General features: G+C 51.6%; 10 protein-coding genes and 1 pseudogene. 9 read left to right on the top strand and 2 right to left on the bottom strand.

Annotated features, from left to right (window positions below):
- Positions 1-106 precede the first annotated feature (106 nt).
- The 6 genes and pseudogenes from L2725_RS03995 (at position 107) to L2725_RS03970 (ending at position 21571) form a co-directional block, all read left to right on the top strand.
- Complete coding sequence (locus L2725_RS03995) at positions 107-940, top strand: transcriptional regulator (RefSeq protein ID WP_249247991.1); 834 nt, start codon at positions 107-109, stop codon at positions 938-940.
- The gene (locus tag L2725_RS03990) at positions 937-8334 is read left to right on the top strand and encodes a type I polyketide synthase (RefSeq protein WP_249247743.1); all 7398 of its coding nucleotides are present in this window, start codon (positions 937-939) and stop codon (positions 8332-8334) included. The genes L2725_RS03995 and L2725_RS03990 overlap by 4 nt, the downstream gene beginning before the upstream one ends.
- Positions 8334-10478 (top strand): PfaB family protein, encoded by a 2145-nt coding sequence (locus L2725_RS03985; protein WP_249247742.1) that lies wholly within the window; start codon positions 8334-8336, stop codon positions 10476-10478. Before L2725_RS03990 ends, L2725_RS03985 begins: the two co-directional genes overlap by 1 nt.
- A complete protein-coding gene (locus L2725_RS03980; protein ID WP_249247740.1) occupies positions 10462-16269 on the top strand; it encodes a hotdog fold thioesterase in 5808 nt (1935 codons plus the stop codon). The genes L2725_RS03985 and L2725_RS03980 overlap by 17 nt, the downstream gene beginning before the upstream one ends.
- A gap of 146 nt (positions 16270-16415) precedes the next feature.
- Positions 16416-17849: pseudogene (locus L2725_RS03975) on the top strand (PfaD family polyunsaturated fatty acid/polyketide biosynthesis protein); the annotation flags it as partial.
- 746 nt (positions 17850-18595) lie between these two features.
- Positions 18596-21571 carry a TonB-dependent receptor plug domain-containing protein gene (locus tag L2725_RS03970; RefSeq protein WP_249247739.1) on the top strand — a complete coding sequence of 992 codons (2976 nt, stop codon included), beginning with the start codon at positions 18596-18598 and terminating at the stop codon, positions 21569-21571.
- Positions 21572-21682: 111 nt separating this feature from the next.
- On the opposite strand, the gene L2725_RS03965 is transcribed toward L2725_RS03970, so the two are convergent.
- Positions 21683-22240, bottom strand: a complete 558-nt coding sequence (locus tag L2725_RS03965) for a hypothetical protein (RefSeq protein WP_249247738.1) — start codon at positions 22238-22240, stop codon at positions 21683-21685.
- Between the two features lie 52 nt (positions 22241-22292).
- Positions 22293-22775 carry a DUF2569 domain-containing protein gene (locus L2725_RS03960; RefSeq protein ID WP_249247737.1) on the bottom strand — a complete coding sequence of 161 codons (483 nt, stop codon included), beginning with the start codon at positions 22773-22775 and terminating at the stop codon, positions 22293-22295.
- A gap of 290 nt (positions 22776-23065) precedes the next feature.
- Between L2725_RS03960 and L2725_RS03955 the strand changes: the two genes are divergently transcribed.
- The 3 genes from L2725_RS03955 (at position 23066) to L2725_RS03945 (ending at position 25313) form a co-directional block, all read left to right on the top strand.
- Complete coding sequence (locus tag L2725_RS03955) at positions 23066-23386, top strand: hypothetical protein (RefSeq protein ID WP_249247736.1); 321 nt, start codon at positions 23066-23068, stop codon at positions 23384-23386.
- A 425-nt stretch (positions 23387-23811) separates the two neighbouring features.
- Positions 23812-24285, top strand: coding sequence for a magnesium transporter (locus L2725_RS03950; protein WP_249247735.1), 474 nt, complete (start codon positions 23812-23814; stop codon positions 24283-24285).
- Positions 24282-25313: an HlyD family secretion protein gene (locus L2725_RS03945; protein ID WP_249247734.1), complete on the top strand. Its 1032-nt coding sequence runs from the start codon at positions 24282-24284 to the stop codon at positions 25311-25313. The genes L2725_RS03950 and L2725_RS03945 overlap by 4 nt, the downstream gene beginning before the upstream one ends.
- Positions 25314-25319 lie beyond the last annotated feature (6 nt).

The raw sequence follows: 25319 nt of genomic DNA, 5'->3' as shown, positions 1-25319 counted from the left end.
GATTTTATAAAAAACAGGCGGCACGAAGGATTTCTGCCCACTTCGGGACGAGTCATATTGACTATAGTCCCGGCTGATACTTCAACAACAGGGAAGCATAATGGCAATGCCACCGGAGCGTCCGCAATGTGCTCCAGTTAAAGGGAAAAGTACAACCCGTAGTCAAACTACGCCGGAAATGCGGCGATTCATCCAGAACTCAGATCTGAGTGTGCGGGAACTGTCGAAGATCCTCAATATCAGTGAAACCACTGTACGCAAATGGCGTCGCCGCAGCGACGTCAAAGACAGAGATCACACCCCCCATCACCTTAATACGACCCTGACCCCGGCACAGGAATATGTAGTGGTGGGATTGAGGTATCAGCTGAAGCTGACACTGGACAGGCTGCTTGAGGTCACCCGTACTTTTATCAATCCTGCCGTCTCCCGCTCGGGTCTGGCGCGCTGCCTTAAGCGTCACGGTGTATCCCGCATAGGTGAGATTGAACCCAGCGAATCCCTGCCCCCCAAACACTTTACCAAGCTTCCCGTATACCGTTCAGATACCACTGAGAGTTACACCCTCAATGCCAGTACGCTTGCGCAAACTTTGGACGAAGCCGAAGTTGTGCAGATTGAGGCAATGCATATCCCATTGGTCGATGAGCAGGACAACCAAGCCCCAAGTTCAGTCATGATAGGGCTGGAGCCTGCTTTTGATTGGATCTATGTCGATATTTACACCGATAGCGATACTCTGGCAGCCAATCGCTACATAGCTTATGTGCTGCAAAACGGGCCATTTAAACTCAAACGCCTGCTCGCCCGTAATTACCGCAAATTCCAGCAACGCTTTCCCGATGCAGATATCCAGCGTGCACTCAATGGCAACAGCGCCAACCCCCAATTACCATCCAGGACCGCCAAAGGCGATCACAACACGGAGACTCAAGCATGAGCCATCCTGACACCCAGTCTGACACCCACTCCTCAGCGGACGCCCGACTCGGACGCCGCCTCAAGGATACGCCTGTGGCGATTGTGGGCATGTCCAGTTTGTTCGCCAATGCCAAATATCTGGATGAGTTCTGGGATCTGATTGTCGATAAGATCGATGCCATCACTCAGGTACCTGATTCACATTGGGATCCTAAAGATTATTTTGATGCTGACCCCAATACCCCGGACAGAGTCTACTGTCAGCGTGGTGGCTTTTTGCCTGAGATGGAGTTCAACCCGCTGGACTTCGGTCTGCCGCCCAATATTCTGGAACAAACAGATACTGCCCAGCTGCTGTCCCTGCTGGTTGCCCGGGATCTGTTGATTGATGCCGGTATCGAAGATGAAGCCAATTACGACAGAAACAGGGTTGGTATCACCCTGGGCATAGGTGGCGGTCAGAAGATCAGTCAGGCTATGAATGCCCGCCTCCAGTACCCGGTATTGAAGAAAATCTTTAAAAGCAGCGGCATCAGTGATGATGACTGCGAGATGCTTATCCGCAAGTTTCAGGACCAATATATCCCTTGGCAGGAGAATGCCTTTCCAGGCTCTCTGGGTAATGTGATCGCCGGACGAATTGCCAACCGCTTCAATCTTGGTGGCATGAATTGTGTGGTGGATGCCGCCTGTGCAGGCTCTCTGGCGGCAATGCGCATGGCGCTTGGAGAGTTGCTGGAAGGCCGCAGTGATATGATGCTCACCGGTGGAGTCTGTACCGACAACTCTCCCTACATGTATATGAGTTTCTCAAAGACACCTGCCTTTACCAAAGATGACAACATCAAGCCTTTTGATGCCGACTCCAAAGGCATGATGATAGGTGAAGGCATCGGCATGCTGGCCCTCAAGCGACTTGAGGATGCCGAACGGGATGGCGACCGTATTTATGCTGTCATTAAAGGGATTGGCGCCTCCTCTGATGGTCGTTTCAAGAGTATTTATGCCCCAAGACCTGAAGGTCAGGCCAAAGCGCTGGCACGGGCTTATGATGATGCCGGTTTTGCGCCACACACAGTAGGTTTGATAGAGGCCCATGGCACAGGCACTGCAGCAGGTGATATTGCCGAATTCAATGGCCTGAACTCAGTATTCAGTCAGGATGAGTCCGGCAATCCAAGGGATGAGAAACAGCATATTGCGCTGGGCTCAGTTAAATCCCAGGTAGGCCATACCAAATCAACTGCAGGGACTGCCGGGGTTATCAAGGCCGCTTTGGCACTGCATCACAAGGTGTTGCCCCCCACCATTAACGTCAGCAAACCAAACCCGAAAATGACTTTGGAAGACTCAGCTTTCTACCTGTCGACCCAGGCCAGCCCCTGGCTGATCGGGCAAGATAATGCTCCCCGTCGTGCGGGTGTCTCATCATTCGGTTTTGGCGGTACCAACTTCCATATTGTGCTTGAAGAGTATCAGGGCGAGCACTCCAGCCCTTACCGTCTGCGCCGGTCAACCAGACCTCTGCTGTTCTCAGCCCCTTCGGTTGATGCCCTGAGCCAAACCCTGAGCAGAGCCATTGAGGCACTGGGTAACAACGCCAGCGAAGCCTTTGACAGCCTGTGTCAGGAGTTTGCTCTGGCCCCCTGTAGCGATGAACACCCAAGACTTGGGATGGCTGTCAGCAACCCGGAGGAGTTGAGTTCCCTGTTATCCCAGGCACTGGGTATGCTGACAAAATCCGGCTCAAGCCCCTGGCAAACGCCCAACGGGGTGAGCTATCGCCCCAGTGCTCAGCAAGGCAAACTGGCCGCCCTGTTCACCGGTCAGGGCAATCAGTATCTGCAAATGGGGCGGGAGCTTGCCTGCCTGTATCCAGAGCAACGCAACTGGCTGGAAAAGTTCAACACTGTATTTAAAGGCGCTGCGCTTAAGCCTCTGTCCCGGGTGATGTATCCGTTCGAAGCCTTTGAAGATGAGACAAAAGCCCGCCAACAGGCCGAGCTGACAGATACCCGCTACGCCCAGAGTGCCATCGGCGCCCTCAGCGCAGCCCAGTATGAACTGATGCGCAACGCCGGACTCAAGGCCGATATGCTGGCCGGCCACAGTTATGGCGAACTGACTGCCTTGTGGGCCTCCGGTGCTATCTCAGATGAGGCTTTCTGCCAACTGTCGCAGGCAAGAGGACAGGCGATGGCTTTGGCATCTGCTCAAGAGCCCAAAGGCAGTATGGCCGCGGTAGTGCTGGGCAAACAGCAAGACAGAGCGCAACTCGATGCTCTGCTGGAGGCTAACCCGGATGTTGCTATTGCCAATTTGAACTCTCCATCTCAGCTGGTGATAGCCGGTGAGGAAGCAGCACTGGCGAAGGTGATTACCGGACTCAAGGCTGAGGGAATTAAAGCGGTGGCCCTCAATGTGGCTGGCGCTTTCCATACCCCTATGATGGCGCAGGCTTCCATTGAATATAACCAGGCTATCAGTGAGCAAAGCATCAGCCAGGCTGACATTCAGGTTTGGAGCAATCAGACAGGCCAACCCTATGGTGACGATATTATAGGTCAGCTGTCTGAGCATATGCTGAGTCAGGTGGACTATGTCAGCCAAATCAAAGGCATGATTGAATCCGGCGCCCGCACCTTTGTAGAGTTTGGCCCCAAGAATACCCAGAGTAAATTGGTCAGTGCCATTACTCAGGAGTACTTCCCCGAGCTTAAAGAGCAGGTGATTACCCTGAGCGTCAGCCCGACGCAAGTGAAAAGCTCATCGGGTGCGCAGGACCGCAGTGACAAACAACTGAAGCTGGCGGCCGTGCAACTGGCTGTGGCAGGTCAGTCAATGACAGATCCTGACACCTGGGCAATTCAACACAAGCGCCATATGGTCAAGCCTTCACCCATGAATATTCGCCTTAACGGCGCTCACTACGTCAGCCCGGCAACCCGGGAAAAGGCCAGCCTGTCTTTGCAGCAAGGCCAAATATCCCCGGAAATCAGAACTCAAACTATCGAAAAGGTCGTAGAAAAAATCGTGGAAAAACCTCAGTCATCACATCTGGGTTACGGCGCAGAACATTCCGCCCCGACCCAATCTGCTTCAGCAAGCTCTGTTGTTGCCTCCAGCGGCCATCTGCAAGCTCCTTCCGGCTCATCGCTGGAGTCATTGTTTGGCGCTCAGTCTGAGGCGGCTAAGGTGCATCAGGCGTTCCTGGATATTCCCAAACAGTACAATGAGACCTTCAATGAACTGATGCAGGCTCAGTTGCAGCTGGCCAAACAGGGGCTGCCTGTGCCTGAAAGTCTGCAACGTTCCATCGAACTGTTCCACCAGCATCAGGCTGACACACTCAGGGTACATCATGCCTATCTGGCACAAATGTCCGGTTCAACTCAATCGTCGCCATTGGCCGCTCAGGTATTGCCCCAGGCACAGGCACAAACTCAGCCAGCTGTCAGTGCGCCATCAATTGCTTCAACAGCCGGGGTTCCAACAGCCGGGGTTTCATCACCTGCGGCTCCGGCCCAGACGCAATTTCCTGCACAATCTCCCGCTCAAGCCCAGGTTGCAGAACAAATCCAGACGTCAAACCCAGTTTCGCTATCGGTTGCATTAGCGGATTCAGCTTCGATTTCACCATCAACAGCATCTGAAACCCAACAGGATGTTACTGTCACCTTGCTTGCCGTGGTGGCAGATAAAACCGGCTACCCGACCGAGATGCTGGAGCTGTCTATGGATATGGAAGCTGACCTGGGTATCGACTCCATTAAACGTGTGGAGATCCTGGGAGCTGTGCAGGAAGCTCTTCCACAGCTGCCAGCCCTGAGCCCGGATGTATTGGCAGAGTGCCGCACTTTGGAGCAGGTTCAACAGGAAATCCTCAATGCCCTGCCTGAACAAATGGCTGTAGAATCCAACGCGGGTATAGCACAGGCACAAACCGCTGAAGTGGATGTTCAGAGCGTCCTGATGGGTGTGGTAGCCGACAAGACGGGTTATCCGACAGAGATGCTGGAGCTGTCCATGGATATGGAAGCCGATCTGGGCATTGATTCCATCAAACGGGTTGAGATCCTAGGTGCAGTGCAGGAAGCCCTGCCACAACTGCCAGCCCTTAGCCCGGATGTACTGGCCGAATGTCGCACGCTGGAGCAGGTTCAGACTGAAATTATCAGCACGCTTCCTGCACAAGCAGCCCAGCCAAGCGTCGCCAACAAAAGCGCAGCCAACACAAGCGCAGCCAACACAAGCGCGGCGGCAGTCGCAGGACTGGATGTTCAGCCTGTACTCATGGGTGTCGTGGCTGACAAGACGGGATACCCTGCGGAAATGCTTGAGCTGTCTATGGATATGGAAGCCGATCTGGGTATTGACTCCATCAAGCGGGTAGAAATTTTAGGCGCTGTGCAGGAAGCTTTGCCCAGCCTGCCTGCACTGAGCCCGGAGGCCATGGCTGAGTGCAGAACCCTGGCAGAAATTTGCATTTTGCTGAGCCAAAGTGCTCCTGAGGCGCCCTCTCAAGGTACCGCTCAATCCACCATGCCTGAGTCACTGCCTGCAACAGCAGATGCCCCGGTATCCCACTCTGACAGTGTCGATAATTCAAGCCACAACGATCAGGATGTGATTGCCGTTCTGCTTAACGTAGTGGCAGATAAAACCGGCTATCCGGCTGAAATGCTGGAGCTGTCCATGGATATGGAAGCTGACCTGGGTATCGACTCTATCAAGCGGGTAGAGATATTGGGGGCGGTGCAGGAAGCCTTGCCTAACCTGCCATCCCTTAGCCCTGAAGCCATGGCGGAATGCCGGACTCTGGCCGAAATTACAGTGCAACTGGCATCAGCCTCACCAGCCACTCCACATGCACCTTCAGCTCAGACTGCTTATTCTGTTGCAGATAATACGGAAGCCACTGACGAGTCCGCTCTGCCTCCCTATTCAGGTGTCGCGCTGCGCCAGGCCTCTGATGCACTGAGCACAATCGAATTGCCGAAGGGTGGAAAAGTACTCCTGCTGGACGATGGTCACCACGCCGGCGTTATCGCAGAAAAGCTCAAAGGACTGGACCTGAGCCCTGTGGTGCTGTCCATGGGGACGCCCGGAGTGCTTGCCTCAGACATCAGTCAATTCACAGTCTCTGCAGAGGCAGTTGGCGAGGAAACCCTGGAAGGCGAACTGGCCGCGATTGTCTCTGAATTGGGTGACGAGCTGTGTGGTCTGGTCATACTGACAGACCCCACTCAATCCAGCGAGCAACAACTGGTATCGCTCAGGGCTGCAACCTTGCTTGCCAAACTGGCCTCTCCACACCTAAAGGCATCTACTCCATCCCTGTTTGCCACTGTGACCCGACAGGATGGTGGCTTTGGCTACCTCAAAGGTACAGAGCAACTGCTCAGTGGCGGTCTGCATGGCCTTTGTAAAACCCTGCGCCATGAGTGGCCTCAGGTGCACTGTAAAGCCCTGGATGTCGATGCCGATATCGATGGACACACCTATGCAACTGCCCTGATAGAAGAACTGACCCAGACCACTGACAACACAGAAACCGGCGTTAGTGAGCAGGATGGCAATCTGATCCGCCTGACACCGGTCGCCGCAAGCGCCGATTTGCAGGATGCCATAACCCTTGATGATGGCGATACCATCCTGGTCAGTGGCGGTGCCAAAGGTGTCACCCTTGATTGTGCCCTGGAGCTGGCCCGTCGCAGTGGCAGCCACTTTGTACTGCTGGGAAGAAGCGCCCTGCCTGAGTCACTGCCACTGTGGGCGCAGAATAAAGCCCCTGGCGAATTGAAAGCTGCGCTGCTTGCTCATATGAAAGAGTCGGGTAAAAAGCTGACACCGAAAGAGTTGGACGCCGAGCTGGCACCGATTGCCAGCGCAGTGGAAATCCACCAGGCGCTTGAGCAGTTTACCCTTGCCGGTGCCAGTGCAGAGTATCTGGCGGTGGATATCACAGATGCCAAACAGTTAGATGAAAAGCTGTCACCTCTGGCTGCTATCCGTCCTTTCAATGGTCTGATCCATGGAGCAGGAGTACTGGCCGATAAGCTGATCGAAGAGAAAACCCTGTCCCAGTTCAACCGGGTGTTTGATACCAAGGTTATCGGTCTGCAGAACCTGTTGGCGCTGCTGACCCCGTCAGCACTTAAGTTTGTCAGCCTGTTCTCATCGGCAGCCGGTTTCTATGGCAACTCAGGCCAGAGTGACTACTCCATGGCCAACGAAGTGTTGAACCGTTATGCCATCAGCCTTAAAGCCCAATCACCAGAGTGCAAGGTCACCAGCTTTAACTGGGGCCCCTGGGACGGCGGCATGGTAACGGCCGGACTTAAGGCTATGTTTGAAAGCCGCGGCGTGTACGTTATTCCAAGAAATGCCGGTGCGAAACTTTTTGCTCAGCAAGTGCTGGAGCCTGGCTTGCTGCACTGCCTTGTAGGCACAGATATGCAAGGCACTGATATTGATGAAAATGGGACTGAGAAAAGCACCGGCACTGCGCCTAATGGAGACATTCAGGTAAAAAAGCCTGAAGGGGTGCAGGCAGACTGGCAACTCACGTTACAGAACAATGAGTTTTTAAAGGATCACAGCATTCTTGGAAACCCTGTGATGCCAACCGCCTGTGCCCTCAGCTTAATGCTAGACAGCCTGATGAGCGACAACCAGCAACCACAAAACGGTGACTGGACGGCTCTGGGTCATTACCAGCTGCTCAAAGGCCTGGTGTTTGATGACAAAGACACTGCCAAGCTGTCACTGGAAAGCCTGAGTTCAGACTCGGGTGACAAGCTGCTACTCAGTGTTGATGGTCGTCCCGGCTACCGGGCTGCACCAGTTATTGCCGGTGCTATAAGCACGCCAGCCATACCCAAAAGGTTGCTGCAGGAGTATAAAAACCACGGTGTTTCCGGGCGTGACAGCTATCAACAGGGGCCCTTGTTCCATGGGCCCGGACTGCATTTGCTGACCAGCCTCGCCATTACAGAGTCACAGTTACTGGCCAATGTCAGCCTGCCAGCAAATGCCAGAGACTTTGGTGACTTTTCCGGCCGTAAAAACCGGGTTTGCGCACTGGACGCCATACTTCAGGGAGCACTGGTACTGGCCCACAACCTCAGTGGCCAGGACAGCCTGCCGGTGGGATTTGCCCAACTTGCGGTTAACAAACAACTGGATAGCTTCAATGAAGGACGCCTGTGGCTGCACAACGCCACTTTGATGGGTAACTCCTTCCAGTGTGATGCCAGCCTGTTTGCCGATACCGGAGAGACTCTGGCCGTGGTCAAAGGGGTCAAACTGACCCTCAGCACTACCCGTCTGAATGCCAGTGGTCAAAGTCAGGCTGTGGAAAGCAAAAGAACAGCTCAGCAGGAATCGGCTGTGGTGGAGAATGCCAATTAATGACGCCAGCGGCTGCCAACAGTGTCATTCCCATCGCTGTCCTTATACCGGAAGCTCTTAAGCAGGTTCACACAGTTGAGCTCTTATTGAGTGCGGAGAGCTTTATTTCCGCACTCGTCCAAGCACAACAATATTTGCAGGAGAAACCTGACGCCACCATCGCCCTGACACAGGGCGAGCGGCGTCTGTTGCTGCTTGATGCCAGGCAGGCGATGAGAGGCCGTATCCATCCCCATGCCAGACTCTATCCTCACCATGGGAAAGAGGGAGAAAAGGATTCAAGCGACAAGCTCAGTCGTGAGTCAGATGAGTCCCAGGCATTCCACTGGTTGTGGCAGGTTTGTCATTCTCTGGCCGCCAGAGATCTGCCTCCTGAGAATATCTCCAGTCAGGATAACTCAGCCAAATTCAGCGGTGATTACTGGTTTTGTGAGCCAGAGAAAAGACGTGAACTCACCCTCATTATCGGCTCAGGCAAGAATAAAGAAGTCTCCCTGTTACTGGCTCAGGGCAGCGCTCTGTTGCCCCCCAAACCCCTGACTCAATATTGGTTGGAGTTCAGTGCTGACAGCGCTGCTAAGCTTGCTGAAAAACTCAAGCTCGCCGAAAAACTGAGTCTCGCTGACAAACTTAAATATGAGTCACTGACCTCTGTATCAGATTTATCTGAGGGTTCAGGCCGGAAACAGGAGCTCACTCCGACCCCGGATCCAACACAGGACAGGCCGGACACCTATCGGCTGGTGCTTGTGGCTGACAGTGACAGCAGACTGGAATCTGAACGTCAGGCCTTGCTGTCCCATATTGAATCAAGATCCACCGCATGGATGCAATCGCCCCATGGCAGCTGCTACTGCCCGCCCCATCACAGCGTGAAGCCCGGAGAACTCGCCTTTATCTATCCCGGGGTCGGCACAGTCTGGCCCGGCATGTTTAAGGGACTGCATCTCTATTTCCCCTCCCTGTTTGAAGACAGCAAACATCTGCCACTGGCAAACATGCTGCAGTCTGAACAATTGCGAAGGGCTCCTCAGGCTGGCCGCAGCAAGCATGAAATGACTGACTTGTCGCTGGCTCAGCAGGCGGTGGCCGGTGTGGGACAATCCTGGTTACTGACCCAAATACTGACCCGGGAATTTAATCTCAAGCCGGATATGGCGCTGGGCTATTCCATGGGCGAGATAAGTATGTGGGCTGCACTCGGTGTTTGGCGAAATCCAGAAACCTTGATTGCCCCGACACTGAACTCTCCCATCTTTAACCGGGAATTATCAGGCTCTCTGAACGCAGTAAAAGATCTTTGGCAGTGGCAGCGCCAAAACGCTCAAGCACAAGGCCTTGAAGCGCAAATACAGCAGAGCCCGGACTGGGGCTGCTTTATGCTCAGAGCCGAGAGCGAACAGGTACAACAACAGATTGATACCCTGTTTGACAGCCGCTGCAGGCTTTATATCCCTGTTCGCCACTTTGATTCCTGCATCCTGGCAGGAGACAATACGCAGGCCCTGAGTGTAATCAACGCACTGGGCTGTACCGCCATTCCGTCGCCGCTGATCACCGCGATGCATACACCGGCAACCTGGCACCTTCACGACCAGTTGCAGGCGTTCTATCACAGAGAGATCGCGTCCCAGAGCAAGCTGGATAATTGTGTGTTTTTCAGCGCATCCCAGCCACAACCCCTGCTGACCTCAATACCGGACTTAAGCCGCCATATCGCCACCAGCATTGCCGATACCTTGTGTGCCCCGCTGAACTTCCCCGCACTGATTTCGCGGGCAGTCAAACAGGGAGCCAGAGTATTGCTTGAAGTAGGGGCAGACCGACAGCTCTCCAGCCTGCTGGGTAAACAACAGTTGAGTTGGCATCCGGTCGCCAGCCTGGCCTGCAACAGCAAAGGCGCTGCGCCCCACACCGGTCTGCTTAAAGCTATCGCCGCACTGCGGGCGCTCGGATTGGAGCTGGATAAGCCTTTGGCTTATGCCCCTGAAAATCAGCACACAAATGACCAAAAGAATATCGAACCAGTAGAAACAAGCGACTGGCTGCCGAACACAAACTCAAGCGCGGCCAATACTTCAGAGCCACTGGTTACACAATCAGGCCAAGAGCCACAGGAAATACAGCATGTCATCAGCCGCTAACTCTTCTCCCTCCCCCAGAGGCCAGTTTGCCATCGTCGGTCAGGCCTGCCGCTTTCCCGGAGCAGATAGCCCGGACGCGCTGTGGCAACAACTGCTTGAAGGGGTTGATTGTCGCAGCGAGCTTACAAATTCACATCTGGGGGCTGACGTTACCGCATACACAGGCAATAAAGGTGAAGCGGATCGATTTTACTGCACCAAGGGCGGCTATATCCGGGACTTTGAGTTTGACCCGACGGGATTTGAACTTGCCGAGGCCCAGTTGCAATCTCTCGATGAAAGCCAGCAATGGTTGCTGAGCGTTGCCCGGGATGCCCTCATTGATGCCGGGATAGCCCAAAACCAGAGAGCGAAAACCGGCGTCGTAGTGGGTGCCCTGTCTTTTCCGGATAAACAAACCAACAGTTACTGCTTGCCCTTGTATCACAACACGGTGAAATCAGCCTTGGCCAGTGCATTGGAAAAGCAGGATACAGAGTCCAGCCCCCCCTTCAGTGCCTCTGGCAATACCAGGCTATCCAATGCCTCCGATGCTGCCGCCAATATAGCCAGGGCGCTTGGGCTGGGGCCAAGTTACTTCAGTCTGGATGCTGCCTGCGCCAGCTCCCTGTATGCCATCAAGCTGGCCTGTGACTATCTTGCACAGGGTAAAACCGATGTGATGCTGGCCGCAGCTGTCAGCGGTGCCGACCCTCTGTTCATTCATATGGGCTTCTCGATTTTCCAGGCCTTCCCGGGAAATGGCATATCCGCCCCCTTCTCGCCAGACTCTCAGGGCTTGTTTGCCGGAGAGGGAGCCGCTGTATTGGTCATCAAGCGGTTGGAGGATGCCCAGACTCAAGGCGACAGGATACTGGGTGTCATTCAGGGGGCTGGGCTGTCCAATGATGGTCGTGGACAGTTTGTACTGAGTCCAAATCCCAAAGGACAGATAGCCGCATTTGAACGCGCCTGGCATCAGGCCAGCGAACATGGCTTCACACCCGGACAGGTTGATGTGATTGAGTGTCATGCCACAGGTACCCCTCTGGGTGACAAAGTGGAACTGGGCTCTCTGGACAGTTTTTTTGGTGACAAGCTTCCTGAACCTCCTTTATTACACTGTCCACTGATTGGCTCAGCCAAGGGCAATGTAGGACACCTGCTGACGGCCGCCGGCATGGTCAGCATGGTCAAGACCTTGAAAGGCATGCAGCAGGGGACGGTTCCCGGCAGTCCGGGATTGCCCCAAAGCTCTGAGTCTGGTTCTGGGGCAGAAGCAATTCAAACCGGGACAGCAGCCGGATTTACAACTGAATTTGCCTCAGGATTTGCAGAGCGAGTCGCCAGAACCCAGCAAGTCTGGCCGAAAAGAGCCGATGACAACACAGCAGTTAATGGGCGCAAAGTTGCAGGGATATCTGCCTTTGGCTTCGGTGGCTGCAATGCTCATCTGGTACTGACTGATGGCCCAGCACAATCAGCAGATATTGAAATTGCCCCTTCGCGCCAGGCGACCAGCTCGACAACACTGGCCATCACAGGTGTGTCTGCCCATATCGGCGCCAGTGACTCACTGGAGGCTCTTAACCAAACGCTGAGTCAGGGTGCGGTGGCATTAAAAGAGTTACCGCCAAAACGCTGGAAAGGCCTGGAGCTACTCCTGCCAAATCACAAAGCCCCGAAAGGGGGATATATCGAGAGCTTCCAGCTGGACATGATGCAGTTCAAGTTGCCTGCGACCGAGGAGGATAAGCTTATCCCCCAACAACTGTTACTGCTCAAGCAAGCCGATATCGCCATACGTGATGCAGGCCTGAAAGCAGGCAGTAAAACAGCGGTATTGGTTGCCATGGAAACCGAGCCTGAACTGCATCAATTCCGTGGCCGGGTAGAGTTACATACCCTTCTGCCCGGGTATCTGGAGCAACTGGGTATCCAGCTGACTCAGGCTGAATACCAGCAACTGGAACCTCTGGTGATGGATGCCGTATTGGGTAAAGCCCAACTGAATCAGTACACCAGCTTTATCGGCAATATTATGGCATCTAGGGTTGCCGCCCTGTGGGACTTCTCGGGGCCAGCTTTTACCCTGTCGGCCGGAGAGCAAGGGTTTGCCCGGGGTGTGGAGGTCGCAAGGCAACTGATTGATGCCGGTGATGCCGACGCTGTGGTGCTGTGCAGCGTCGAGCTGGCTGGTGGCGCAGAAGCCTGTCTGCTGGGAGCCAATATGGATCTGCCTCCGGCTGATGCCGCTGCTGCTATGGTACTATGCTCCTCCGGGCAGCTGGCATTGGGCAGCAAGCAATATGGCCAGCTGAGTACACCGGTATTTAGCCTTGATGTTGCGTCAAACTCAGACTCACCTTCTGCTTTGGCTGATACCCTGCTCACCCATCTGGGCGGACAGTATCCGAATGCCACTATATGCCGACATGTTCTGGCTGGCAGTGGCGCCTTGCTTGCGGACGTGCCAACACTCAACACCGCCGAAATTCTGGGCCACAGTGGCGCGGCAGCTGGCATGGTCGCGGCGGTTTCAGCCCTGTTGTCGGACGCTTGTTACAATATTGAGCCAAACTCTCACTCAAACAAGCACTCTGCTTCTGAAACAAGAACCTGCATGCTGACGTCCAGGCAGGATGAGCTCAGCAGTGCACTGCTGCTTAATCAGTCCAGCTCAGATAAAGCGGCGCTCAAACAACGTCTTGATAAAGGTGTCCAACCCCATGAAGGCCCCTCTTTGGTTAAAACCTTTACCCTGGGAGGGGAAAGCATTGCAGATCAGGTTCAGCAGGCTGCGCTGCAGGTTCTCGGTCACTACCTTAATAAGCCCAATACCATGAATTCGGCAAACACCGCACATACTCCAGAGCATACTTCAAAGAACATGCAAGCTTCAGAAACGACTCAAGATTCAGACACTGTGCCCACTCCTGAAACTCACTCAGTTGATGGAGCAGAAACGCCTGAGCATTCTGCCAATGGCCCTGTTTATGACAATGCCCAGGCCAGTAACCAGGATCTGATGAGTGAGGTACATATTGAGTTTCTTAAAGGCCGTCACCATGGCCTGAGTCAGGCAGACACACTCCTGAAGCAGGAGATCGCCGCGATTCTTGGGCAAAGCCACAGCATAGCGGCTGCAACACAAACAGTTCAGGCCTCTGTTGCAGCGCCTGCACATACTTCATCACAAGCACCTTCATCACAAGCAGCTCAGTCAATTGCTGACTCGTCTTTGGTTGCTCCGACAATCCAAAACCAAACGCTTGAATCTCAGCCCGCCACTACGGTAGCAAAAACCTGCATCTGGGATTATGATGACCTGCTGGAGTACGCCGAAGGCTCAATCGCCAAAGTATTTGGGCCTGAGTATGCCGAGATAGACAGCTTCCGCCGTAGAGTGCGCTTGCCCTCCAGAGACTATTTGTTGGTGTCCAGAGTCACCAAATTAGATGCTCAGCTTGGACAATACCAACCCAGTACCATGACCACAGAGTATGACATTCCTGTGGATGCGCCCTATCTGGTGGATGGTCAGATCCCCTGGGCCGTTGCCGTGGAGTCCGGCCAGTGCGACCTGATGTTGATCAGTTACCTGGGCATAGACTTCGAGAACCGGGGTGACAGGGTATATCGCTTGCTCGACTGTACCCTCACATTCCTCGGTGATCTGCCAAGAGGTGGCGATACCCTGAGATACGATATCTCCATCAATCACTATGCCCGCAACGGCGATACCTTGCTGTTTTTCTTCTCCTACCGCTGCTATGTGGGCGATACCCTGATTTTGAAGATGGATAACGGTTGTGCCGGTTTCTTTACCGACAAAGAGTTAGAAGACGGCAAAGGCGTGATCCGAACCGAAGCTGAAGAGACAGCTCGCAGAAATGCCATCAAAGGCAGCTTCACGCCTCTTTTGGAATGTCCCACTACTCAGTTCAACCGTGAACAACTTGAGCCACTGCTGACGGCAGATTTAGTCGCATGCTTTGGGGACTCCCATAAGCATGCACAGGCAGCGCTGAAACAGGACTCACTGCGTTTCGCTTCCCACAAGTTTATGATGATCGAGCAGATAAGCTCACTGGACGCCAAAGGCGGTGCCTGGGGACTGGGAGAGGTGGTAGGTCACAAATTCCTTGAGCCAGACCACTGGTACTTCCCCTGCCACTTCAAAGGCGATGAGGTGATGGCCGGCTCGCTGATGGCAGAGGGATGTGGCCAGCTGTTGCAGTTTTACATGCTGTGGCTGGGGATGCACAGCCAGATGCAGGATGCACGCTTCCAACCTCTGATTGACGCACCACAGAAGGTGAGATGTCGGGGGCAGGTACTGCCCCAATCCGCAACCCTCACCTATCGTATGGAAGTCACTGAGCTGACCATGCACCCCACACCGAGAGCCAGAGCCAATATCGATATTTTGCTGGATGGTAAAGTCGTGGTGGACTTCCAGAATCTCGGCGTGATGCTAAAGGAGAATGCTGACTGCCACCAATATTCAGACGACTCAATTCAGTCAAATGTCGCGCAGTGCTCTCACGAAACAGCGCCTTTGATGCAGAAACTCCCGGACCAAGAGGCATCGACCAACAAAGGGGTCATCCCTTTTAAGCATATTCCCGCTCCGGTTATGACGCGTTTCGCCAACCGGACTCCGGATACTTTGCCTTTCACTCCCTGGCACCTGTTTGAGTTTGCCACCGGAGATATTGAAAACTGCTTCGGCCCAGAGTTCTCCGTGTATCGTGGTATGGTGCCTCCCCGCACCCCTTGCGGCGACCTGCAACTGACCACCAGCGTGACTCATATTGATGGCGTCAGGGGAGAATTCAAATCCATCTCAAGTTGCCGTGCCGAATACGAGGTTCCGCAGGATGCCTGGTACTTCAAGGCCAACAGTCACGCCTCCCAGATGCCCTATTCAGTGCTGATGGAAATTGCCCTGCAGCCCAATGGATTCCTGTCAGGGTATCTGGGTACCACACTCAGCTATCAGGATGAGCCGCTGTTCTTCCGCAATCTTGACGGTAAAGGCGAACTGCTCAGAGATCTGGACCTGAGGGGCCAAACCATCATCAATGATACTGTGCTCAACAGCACCATATTCTCCGGGGCCAATATCATTCAGAAGTTCAGTTTTGTTCTGAGTACCAAGACAGATTCAGGTGCGATTCCCTTCTACAGGGGAGAAGCGGTATTTGGCTACTTTAACGACCATGCGCTGACCCATCAGGCTGGATTGGACAGGGGCGAAACCCTGGAGCCCTGGCACATAACCCGGGATCAAAAGGTTGATATTGAGCTGGATTTGAACGCTATCAATGCCTTCGCCCCGGCTCCCAACAAGCCCCACTGGCATCTTGCCGGGGGCCAGCTCAACTTTATTGATACCATCGCCATTATCAAGGATGGCGGTCAACAGGGGCTGGGTTATGCCTATGGTGAGCGTACAGTCGATGCCAGCGATTGGTTCTTCCCCTGTCACTTCCATCAGGACCCTGTTATGCCGGGCTCTTTGGGGGTAGAAGCCATGCTGGAACTACTGCAGGCCTTTGCGCTGGAAACGGGACTGGGAGATGGTTTCAAAAACCCAAGATTCAGCTGGCCACAATCTGAGGTATTGTGGAAATACCGGGGCCAGATAACACCACATAACAAACAGATGTCTCTGGAGCTTCATATCACGGCGATCGAGCAGGACGAAGCAGGATTATGCCTTACCGCCAATGCCAGCCTGTCCAAAGATAAACTGAGAATTTACGAAATCAGCAACCTGGCAATCAAAATAACCGAGGCTGATTAAGCCAACAATTAGAACCAGGCAATGAAAAGAGTATTGAACGCACAAGCAATGGAAGCAAAATAATGACCAACAACCCTGCTCCATCACACCAAGATGTTAACTTTGCTGCCGCTAATGAGCTGGCCGCCTTGCTGGAAGCAAACCCTCAGGCATTCGCACTGACAATAGATAATGGCCAGGCTGCCCTGCAGCAGACACCAGACAGCAATACCCGGGCCATGGTGCCTGCGCTGAAACCTTCAAATCTGGGAGGCAGTGCATTTTGCCAAGCCCACGGGCTTAAATTTCCTTTATATGCAGGTGCAATGGCCAATGGCATTGCCTCCGAAGAGCTGGTCATTGCCATGGGCAAGGCAGGTATGCTGGGCTCCTTTGGTGCGGCAGGCCTGGTTCCCGCCCGGGTTGAACAGGCCATTGAACGTATTCAGTCAGCGCTTCCCAATGGCCCTTACTGTTTTAACCTGATCCATAGTCCCAGTGAGCCAGCCCTCGAGCAGGGTGCCGTTGAAATGTACCTCAAGCATGGCGTCCGTACAGTGGAGGCGTCCGCCTTTCTGGCACTGACCCCCCATATAGTCCGCTATCGTGCAGCCGGCCTGAGCCGCAACCCTGACGGCAGTATTGAGATGACCAATAAGGTCATAGCCAAAGTCAGCCGCACTGAAGTGGCCAAACACTTTATGTCGCCTGCTCCGGAAAAGTTACTGACTCCTTTACTCGAAGCCGGACATATTACTCCTGAGCAGTTTGAGCTGGCCCAACTGGTGCCCATGGCCGACGATATTACAGCCGAAGCTGACTCAGGCGGTCATACAGACAATCGCCCTCTGGTTACCCTGCTGCCCACATTGATCGCGTTGAAGAATCAACTTCAGGCTCAGTTCCAATACCCTGAGCCTATCCGTGTTGGCGCGGGCGGCGGCATAGGGACGCCAGAATCTATGCTGGCGACCTTCGCTATGGGCGCGGCCTTCGTCGTGACAGGCTCCATCAACCAAAGCTGTGTTGAAGCCGGTGCCAGTGAGCATACCCGCACATTGCTGACTACGACTCAGATGGCTGATGTCACCATGGCCCCTGCCGCCGATATGTTTGAAATGGGGGTGAAGCTGCAAGTGGTCAAGCGCGGCACCCTGTTCCCTATGCGCGCCAATAAGCTGTGGGAGATCTACAGTCGCTACGACAGCATTGAAGCCATTCCGGCGGTGGAACGGGACAAACTGGAGAGCCAGATTTTCAGAAGTTCGCTGGACGAGATCTGGGCCATGACCCAGGCACATTTTAATGCCAGAGACCCGCGCCAGATTGAGCGCGCGCTGGATAACCCCAAGCGTAAAATGGCACTAATTTTTCGCTGGTATCTGGGTCTTTCGAGCCGCTGGTCCAACATAGGCGAAGCAGGAAGAGAGATGGATTATCAGATCTGGGCAGGGCCGGCTCTTGGTGCATTTAATGCCTGGGTTGCTGATACCCCCATGGCGCAGCCGGAAAACCGTAAAGTCGCAGAGGTCAATCTGCTGCTGCTCAATGAGGCGGCCAAACTTTGGCGAATCAAGGTAGTGGAAAGCCAATTAAGCTGATAACCGAATCGGTGACAATAGCTCAGGCTTTGCTATTGTCACCATCAGAGTTATACCCATGACAACTAAGCCACATCAGCGTTCAAACTCCAGTTCTCCTTCAGAACAGGATTGTAGACAAGCCACACTTGGAACCTGTTGAGGTGCTTTAACAGAGGAGTCAGCTCTGAGAGGGAGCAATCAATAGCATGGCAGTCTGACCGAAGTTATTGAGTACATTATAAAAGCCATGATTATAGAAAATGGAATACACCTTGTTTATAAACGTAAAGTCATTTCACGCTGAGTTTTTTTCGCCAACTCAATATTAAAAAATAGACTAAGCTATCTATAAAAACTCTTAAAAAGGATAAATAAAAAACAACCATCCAAATATAATTTCACCATCTGAATGATTATGCCGACATTAAAACCACGAATTCAATGACATATACAAATTTGCTTGAGCGAATAACAAGTCACAACGACTAATAAAAATAAGCGATTAATACCACAACTCATCCAACAACATCAAAATGGACCATACATATTGGATACACCATCAAATTAGTTGTAACTCAATATTTCAAACATCAAGCTATTAAAAAACAAAAACAATAATTGAAAATCATCCTCTAGGCTTACCTCAAAGGCAACTGCAACAACGAAAACACTTTATTGCGATTGTTATCACCTTGTGATTTTATGATTTTTGGCATGCATTAACTGCTGCCGTTAAACATTAAAAAGCCCAGGGAGTTTATACAATGAAAAATCACATTCCAAATAAGCTGGCATGTGCGATTCGCTGTTCACTAATTGCTGGCGCCGCATCTACTGCAGTAATGGTAAACACGGCTATTGCTGAAGAAGATACTGAAAATATTGAACGTATTCAGGTAACTGGTTCAAAAATTACCGCGATAGGACTCGAATCAAGCTCACCAATTCAAACTGTGACTGCGGAAGAGATTGGTATGGCTCAGGAACCTGAAGTAGAAAAAATTCTCAGGGATCTTCCTTCGACAATTCCGGGAGATGGCGGGAATGTTAATAACGGTACAGCTGGCGCAGCCACTGTCAATTTAAGAGGGTTGGGACCTCAACGTAATTTGGTTCTCTTGAACGGTAAACGTATGGTTCCCTTTAACATCGGCGGAAGAGTGGATACAGCTTCAATTCCAACCGCCATGATTGAAAGCGTTGATATAGTCACAGGGGGGGCATCTGCCGTATATGGTTCAGACGCTATTTCAGGCGCAGTTAACTTCATTCTAAAGCGTGACTTCTCTGGTGTTGCAGTAGATACAAACATATCGGAAACAGCAGATAGCGATGGTCAAAACAACTATATCGCCATTACTCTCGGCGGTAACTTTGACGATGGAGATGGCAATGCTGTGATGTCGTTTGGGTATGTCAAACGGGATCCAGTACTACTCGCAGATCGACCTCTTGGACAGTTTGGGATACGAACGGATAACGGTGCTGGGTACCAAGAGTTTCTGGACGGCGCAACGGCACCGGCACCTATATCTGGATGTGGAGGCCCCAGTGTCGTAGATATTTCGGGAAGTGGCTCAACCACCTCAATTCCTACACGATTTGAAGTCTTAGGCACCCCAATAGGATTACAGTTCCGGGACGACGGTTCATTGGGAGCACCCTGCTCAAGATTCAACTTCAATCCATTCAACTATTACCAGACACCGCTCGAACGATACAACTTTATGGCTCAATCTCATTACACCATCAATGATGATATTGAGGCATTCGGAAATTTCCACTTCACAAACGCTACTGTGACTCAACAAGTTGCTCCTTCCGGCACATTTGGTGCCAGTTTGGTGCTGCCATTGTATAACCCTCTTATCTCTTCATCTGCGTTAACCACCATGCTGAGCGAAGCCAATGCCGCCAGAGTCGGAGGCACCTTGGTTGCAGGCCAAAACTGGACCGATTCTAACGCTAACGGTGTTGTCGATTCTGAGGACTTACTTAATGTTCGTCTGAGACGTCGTACTTTGGAGCTGGGTGAGCGTTCAACCAGTTATGAGTCCGATCTGTGGCAAGGCACAGTAGGCATCCGGGGAACCTTACTCGACAATTATGACTACGAGCTCTTCTACCAGTATGGCGAATCAAACCGTCTGAACGTCTCATCCGGCTATACCAATCTCACCAATATTCAAAATGCCTTAATGGCAACAACAAATGAAAATGGCGATATCGTTTGTGAAAACGGAGAAGCGGCTTGTGTGCCAATCAACCTATTCGGCGGGTTCGGTAGTATCACCCCGGAAATGGCTGCATATGCCAGTGCTACCGCACTGCTGAAAGAAACCTATGAGCAAGAAATTTTCGGTGGTTTCATTTCTGGCGAGTTGGAATTTGCAACTCTGCCAACAGCCTCAAGAGGCCTGTCTCTAGGCTTAGGTTTTGAAAAGAGAACTGAGTCAGGAAGCTTCGAACCTGATGAGTGCTGGAAACAAGCTCCGGCAAGCTGTTTGGGGGGAGCTGGCGGTAACATCCTCCCAATCAGTGGTGGTTACGATGTCACCGAGTGGTATTTCGAAGGTATGCTGCCATTAGTCGAAGATGTCACTTTGATTGAAAGCATGAATCTGGAGTTTGGTTATCGAGCGGCAGATTACTCAAGCTTTGGTTCAAATGATGCGTGGAAAGTCGGCCTTAACTGGCGACCAATAGAATCGGTATTGTTCAGAGTCATGGAGCAAAGGGCGACAAGGGCTCCAAATATTGGTGAACTCTTCTCTCCGGTCACTCGTGGTTTGGGAGATGCGACGATAGACCCCTGTTCAGTGGCCAATGCTGGCAATATTGATGCAAGGTTAAAAGAACTTTGTATGGCAACAGGCATGACCGCGGCTCAGGTAGGAGTGATTCCAGATATCATCGCTGGTCAGGTCAATACATTTGACGGCAGTGATCCCGATAATCTGCCAAAGCCGGAAACAGCGGATACCTTTACAGCAGGTATTGTACTGACACCTGAGTTGCCATTTGCAGATAGCTTCTCTTTATCTATCGACTATTACGATATCCGAATTGAGGACGTGATCGGGTCATTCAGCCCACAGGAAATTATCGATGGATGTTATGTACTGGGTGATCTTACCCAATGTGCCAAAATCAACCGTCAGGGAGGAGATCTCACAGGTGACCTTGCCGGTATTGATACCTTCGTAACAAACCTCGACTACCTGAAAGCAGAAGGTATTGAGGTCGGATACAACCTGACATATGAGCTGGACTCGTGGGGAGAGCTTCAATTAAACGGTAACGTCAATAAATACCTGACTCAAGAGTCTCAAAGTTCTGCGGCAACACCTGTTGTAGACTGTAACGGATTCTTTGGAACCAGTTGTAATCCAATCTCTGATATCAAGGCGACAACTCGCTTAACCTGGGCATGGGATGATTTAACGACATCCGTGCTATGGAGATATCAGGGAGCAATTGATGTTCTGCCCAATGAAGCTGAAAACATGTTTGAGCCATTCCGTCATATCGGCAGTTATAGTTATATAGATCTGTTCGCCAGTTATGCGGTCACAGAAAATATAGAAGTAACTGTTGGTGTCGATAACCTGTTGGATAAACAACCTCCTGTTGTAGGTGATACAGCGGGCACAACAGCTTATAACTCAGGGAATACCTTCCCGAGTAGTTATGATGTTCTGGGCACCATCTACAAAGCAGGCCTGAAACTAAGGTTCTAATTGATGTTAGATTAACAACAAGCTGAAAGGCCCCGGTCCAGACCGGGGCCTTTATATTTTCAATCGGATAAATGAGCAATTGAAAATATTCATTTAATATAAAATGCGTTATCAACCGCCGGATGCTAACTCATCAAAGAAATAATTTTCCTGAATCAACTCCCCATCATTGGTATCCAGGCTCACTGCAACTTGTCCATCAGCCAGTTTGATAAAACCATCATAGGTATTGTCAAAGGTTTTCAGCGTGCTCTTTTGCAGCAGTAATCCTCCAAGGCTTAAATACAGATCAAGCGTCATAAACCCGCCGGGCGCAAATGCGCCCGCACTGTGGTCATCAAGCACCAGATAATCACCACTCTCGAGCTGGAGCTTATCCTGATATCTGGGCGCCACCCAGCCAAATGCAAAGGTCAGATAGAGAACAAACAGAAAGCAGGCGGGAAACCATAGATAAATCTGATCTCTGCGTGCAGTGAAATAACTCACACCTGAAACCGTCACTATAAAGCTCAAAAGAGCCAGCCCAACATCGTAATCATTAGCATCCGGCTGGAAATACCAACCGGGATAAAGATTAAAAACAAGGGAAAGTCCCCACAAGGGCAACCAATGAAGCATGCAGCATACTGCAATCACCTTGTTCAACTTACTACGCTGTTGCCCCATTCAAATACTCCCTGTGCGGTGGCACTTTTATTAACTCCACAACTCCATCTCACTAATTCACAAAAGTGGCTTTAACCCGCTCGGAAATCAGCACATAAGGGATCCAGATTGCGGCATATACCAATGAGCGAATAATCTCCATCAAGGTCTCAGGATCAAATACCTCTTCATCGGGCAGTACAGCGGCAATCGCAAACGCATCAGCAAACTGAAAAGCGATGGTAAATAATAAGATACCTATATACCAAACTCGAAAAGCCTGCTTTTTACTAAAGAACAGCCAGGCTATACCCAGCCAACCCAGAACAAGGGCTGCATTAAGCACTATTTCAGCGCCTAGAATAGGTAACCACAGGGCGTTATAAAACTCAGAACCGGGAGTTGTCAGCAGCTCCCAGGTTCCGTCTGAGAATATTGAAGAGTAAAGCGGATAAAGAGAAATAATAATTTTAACCGGTGAAAATACTATGCCTATCCCCACCAGTATCAGCCAACCACCCAGACCTTTTAGTTCATTTTCTTGTTCTTCTGTCATGATTTTCTTCTCGTCACAAATTATCGTCCTAATGGTGAACTACTCAGTATCACCATTGACCCAACAAACAAGTTGAAGTTAACAGGTTAAGTCAGGGTGTCCTATCAGCCATATAGATAGTGCTCTGATCATACTGGAGTTATTTTCAGCGCCAGCCACAAAGCCTCACTCCTTATCCCTCGACAGAGACCAACCTCTCGATAGGGTTAGTACTTTCTTCCGGGTATGCCAGCAAGGCAGATTGCAGTAAAAGGGTACAGGGGCTCGGTGCAAAACACGGAGAGAAAAATATGAAAATACCAATGTTCCTTTTAACCTTGATATTGTTGGCTCTGGCCAGTTTTTCCAATGTGGCTGAAGCTCATTGCCGTCCAAAACCCTGCATTATTGTTGATGATCCGGACGATCCTGTACATCCGCCGGTAGGAGATCCCGGAGACAGAGGTAATAGAATGTATGACCCAGGCGGTGCCTCTATGTTTTCAACCCTGGAGCGCTCAAAGCAACAAAGCCTGAATCTGTCCTGCTCGGTAAGCAGCGGGGACACTGATTCCCTGTATCAACAGGGAAAGCAACTTTGGAATCAGATGCTTTGCTCCATCAACCAATAATCACCATTAGGTATAACGCCCAATATGCCCCTCTGACAGAGATTTCGTCCCGACATTGATGTCAGAATGACGCCCCAAACCAGAAACCCACAAACAGCAGACAGGCCTGGCTTGCCTGCTGTTTTTTTGCATCAACTCCACACATCACAAAGGCTCGATTAAGCAGGTACCTTCAAAACCTCTATCTGCCTGAGCTCCTGCGTCAAAGACTAAAGTCACATCCAGTTTAACGGATCCTACTTAACAGAGAATCATGTCGACCTGAACTTGCTGAAATGGAGTTTCATTCAGTAACGGGCAAGGTGACTCTTTTCATAATGATGTCAGTAGATTGGCAATAATACCTTTACTCGACTTCATCTTTGGCGCCACCGTCGTAAACAAGGAAGAAGTAATGACAACCTATTGTCATATAAGGAGTTACCTTGACGAACAACACCTATAATCAGGCTCATAAAACCAAAAGCAAAATATTAACCAAAGGCCTGGTGGCTTCCGCCATCATCGCTTCAGTCATCTTGCTGAGTTACCTTTTCTCCACCCTCGGGGATATTCACGGCCAACACCTGTCCGAAGGAGATTATTATCCCCATGGCGTCCCCAATATTCTGGGGCTGCTCGACTCAACCCTGTTTATGGGTTTTATCGTTATGGTTACCATCGCGGTCGCTGTGTACGTGCTGTATCTGTTCTGGCAGCTTCACGAAGTAGCAGTTCATCGGGCCAAAGCGGTGGCCAGTGTACATACCCAACTGGTATTTGCCCTCTCCCTGTGCGGCTTGTTCCTTCACAAAGCCTGGTGGGTTCTTGCAATCGTCATCGCCTTTGCCCGTTGGGATGTGATTGGCAACAGCCTCTCCAGGATCATCAATAACGGCATCAAAGGAGAGCAATCATGAAAGAGATTATGTTGCCCTATATCCTGATCGTCTGGTTGCTGGTGCGGCTGGGAGTGATTCAATGGAACCTGCGCAATGCCGTTATCAGTGTAGGCCTGGGTGCCTTTATCGCCTTTATGCTGTTTACCTCCCATAGATTCTGGTCACCGGCTGATCTGACGGACTCCACCACAGTCAAGGCACCTCACGCCGTACTCAGCCCCCTGTTTGGTCAGGAGGTAGATGAAATTTTTGTGGAGCATAACCAGAAGGTAAAAGAAGGAGACCTTATTTATACTCTGGTGTCTGTGGATACCAGCGAAGAGCTACGGGCTTTGAAAGCGCAAAAACAGGCGACAGAGTCTGAGATTGAAGCCTTTGAAATCCGTATGACCAATGATAAGCGTCACCTGGAGCGCCTGACCCAGCTCAGTGACTTTGCGAGTCAATCCAGCCGTGATGATCTCACCGCCTCGATTGATTCTTCAAAGGCACAGATAGCCGCAGGTATCGCCAAAGTTCAGGCGATTGAAGCCCAGATTGCGGCAACCAAATGGCAGGATAAACGTCGCGAAGTTCGCGCTCCCTTTGATGGTCAGTTGTCGATCACCAATATCGCCGCTGGCACACGCATAGGCAACATGCACCTGTATGACACCAACAGGAAGTTTATCGAGATGCGTATTCCCGATCAGTCATTCAGATATATTGAGCCGGGTCAGTTCGCCGAGTTCTACCTCAACGCCTACCCGGGGGAAATATTCAGGGGAAAAGTGCACAGCATCACCACAGGTACAGGCGAATCCAGAATCACACCGACCGCAGGCAGTCAAATGGTCAGCCGCCACGTGGGGATGAATCAGGGTAACCATGGTCGAACCGTAGTCATCGAGTTTGAGCAGCCAGAGGGTTACGAAATCCCTATAGGGGCTACAGGCTCAGCCTGGATATCGGCCAAAAAGCCCCATGACGCGCTGGGCTTTATGGACATTATCGGTGCGGCCACTGTGCGCTTGAAAGCCTACAAGGCCTACTTTAACGCTCTGTAAACACCA

Source organism: Shewanella corallii, assembly GCF_023349125.1.
GTDB lineage: Bacteria > Pseudomonadota > Gammaproteobacteria > Enterobacterales > Shewanellaceae > Shewanella > Shewanella corallii.
The sequence above is the reverse complement of the archived record's forward strand: the minus strand, read 5'-3'. Positions and strand labels throughout refer to the sequence as shown.

Bases quoted from the DNA above. Each gene is read 5' to 3' on its own strand.
- L2725_RS03970 (WP_249247739.1), top strand. From the start codon at position 18,596: ATGAAAAATCACATTCCAAATAAGCTGGCATGTGCGATTCGCTGTTCA.
- L2725_RS03985 (WP_249247742.1), top strand. From the start codon at position 8,334: ATGACGCCAGCGGCTGCCAACAGTGTCATTCCCATCGCTGTCCTTATA.
- L2725_RS03945 (WP_249247734.1), top strand. From the start codon at position 24,282: ATGAAAGAGATTATGTTGCCCTATATCCTGATCGTCTGGTTGCTGGTG.
- L2725_RS03960 (WP_249247737.1), bottom strand. From the start codon at position 22,775: ATGACAGAAGAACAAGAAAATGAACTAAAAGGTCTGGGTGGTTGGCTG.
- L2725_RS03955 (WP_249247736.1), top strand. From the start codon at position 23,066: ATGAAAATACCAATGTTCCTTTTAACCTTGATATTGTTGGCTCTGGCC.
- L2725_RS03965 (WP_249247738.1), bottom strand. From the start codon at position 22,240: ATGGGGCAACAGCGTAGTAAGTTGAACAAGGTGATTGCAGTATGCTGC.
- L2725_RS03980 (WP_249247740.1), top strand. From the start codon at position 10,462: ATGTCATCAGCCGCTAACTCTTCTCCCTCCCCCAGAGGCCAGTTTGCC.
- L2725_RS03995 (WP_249247991.1), top strand. From the start codon at position 107: ATGCCACCGGAGCGTCCGCAATGTGCTCCAGTTAAAGGGAAAAGTACA.
- L2725_RS03990 (WP_249247743.1), top strand. From the start codon at position 937: ATGAGCCATCCTGACACCCAGTCTGACACCCACTCCTCAGCGGACGCC.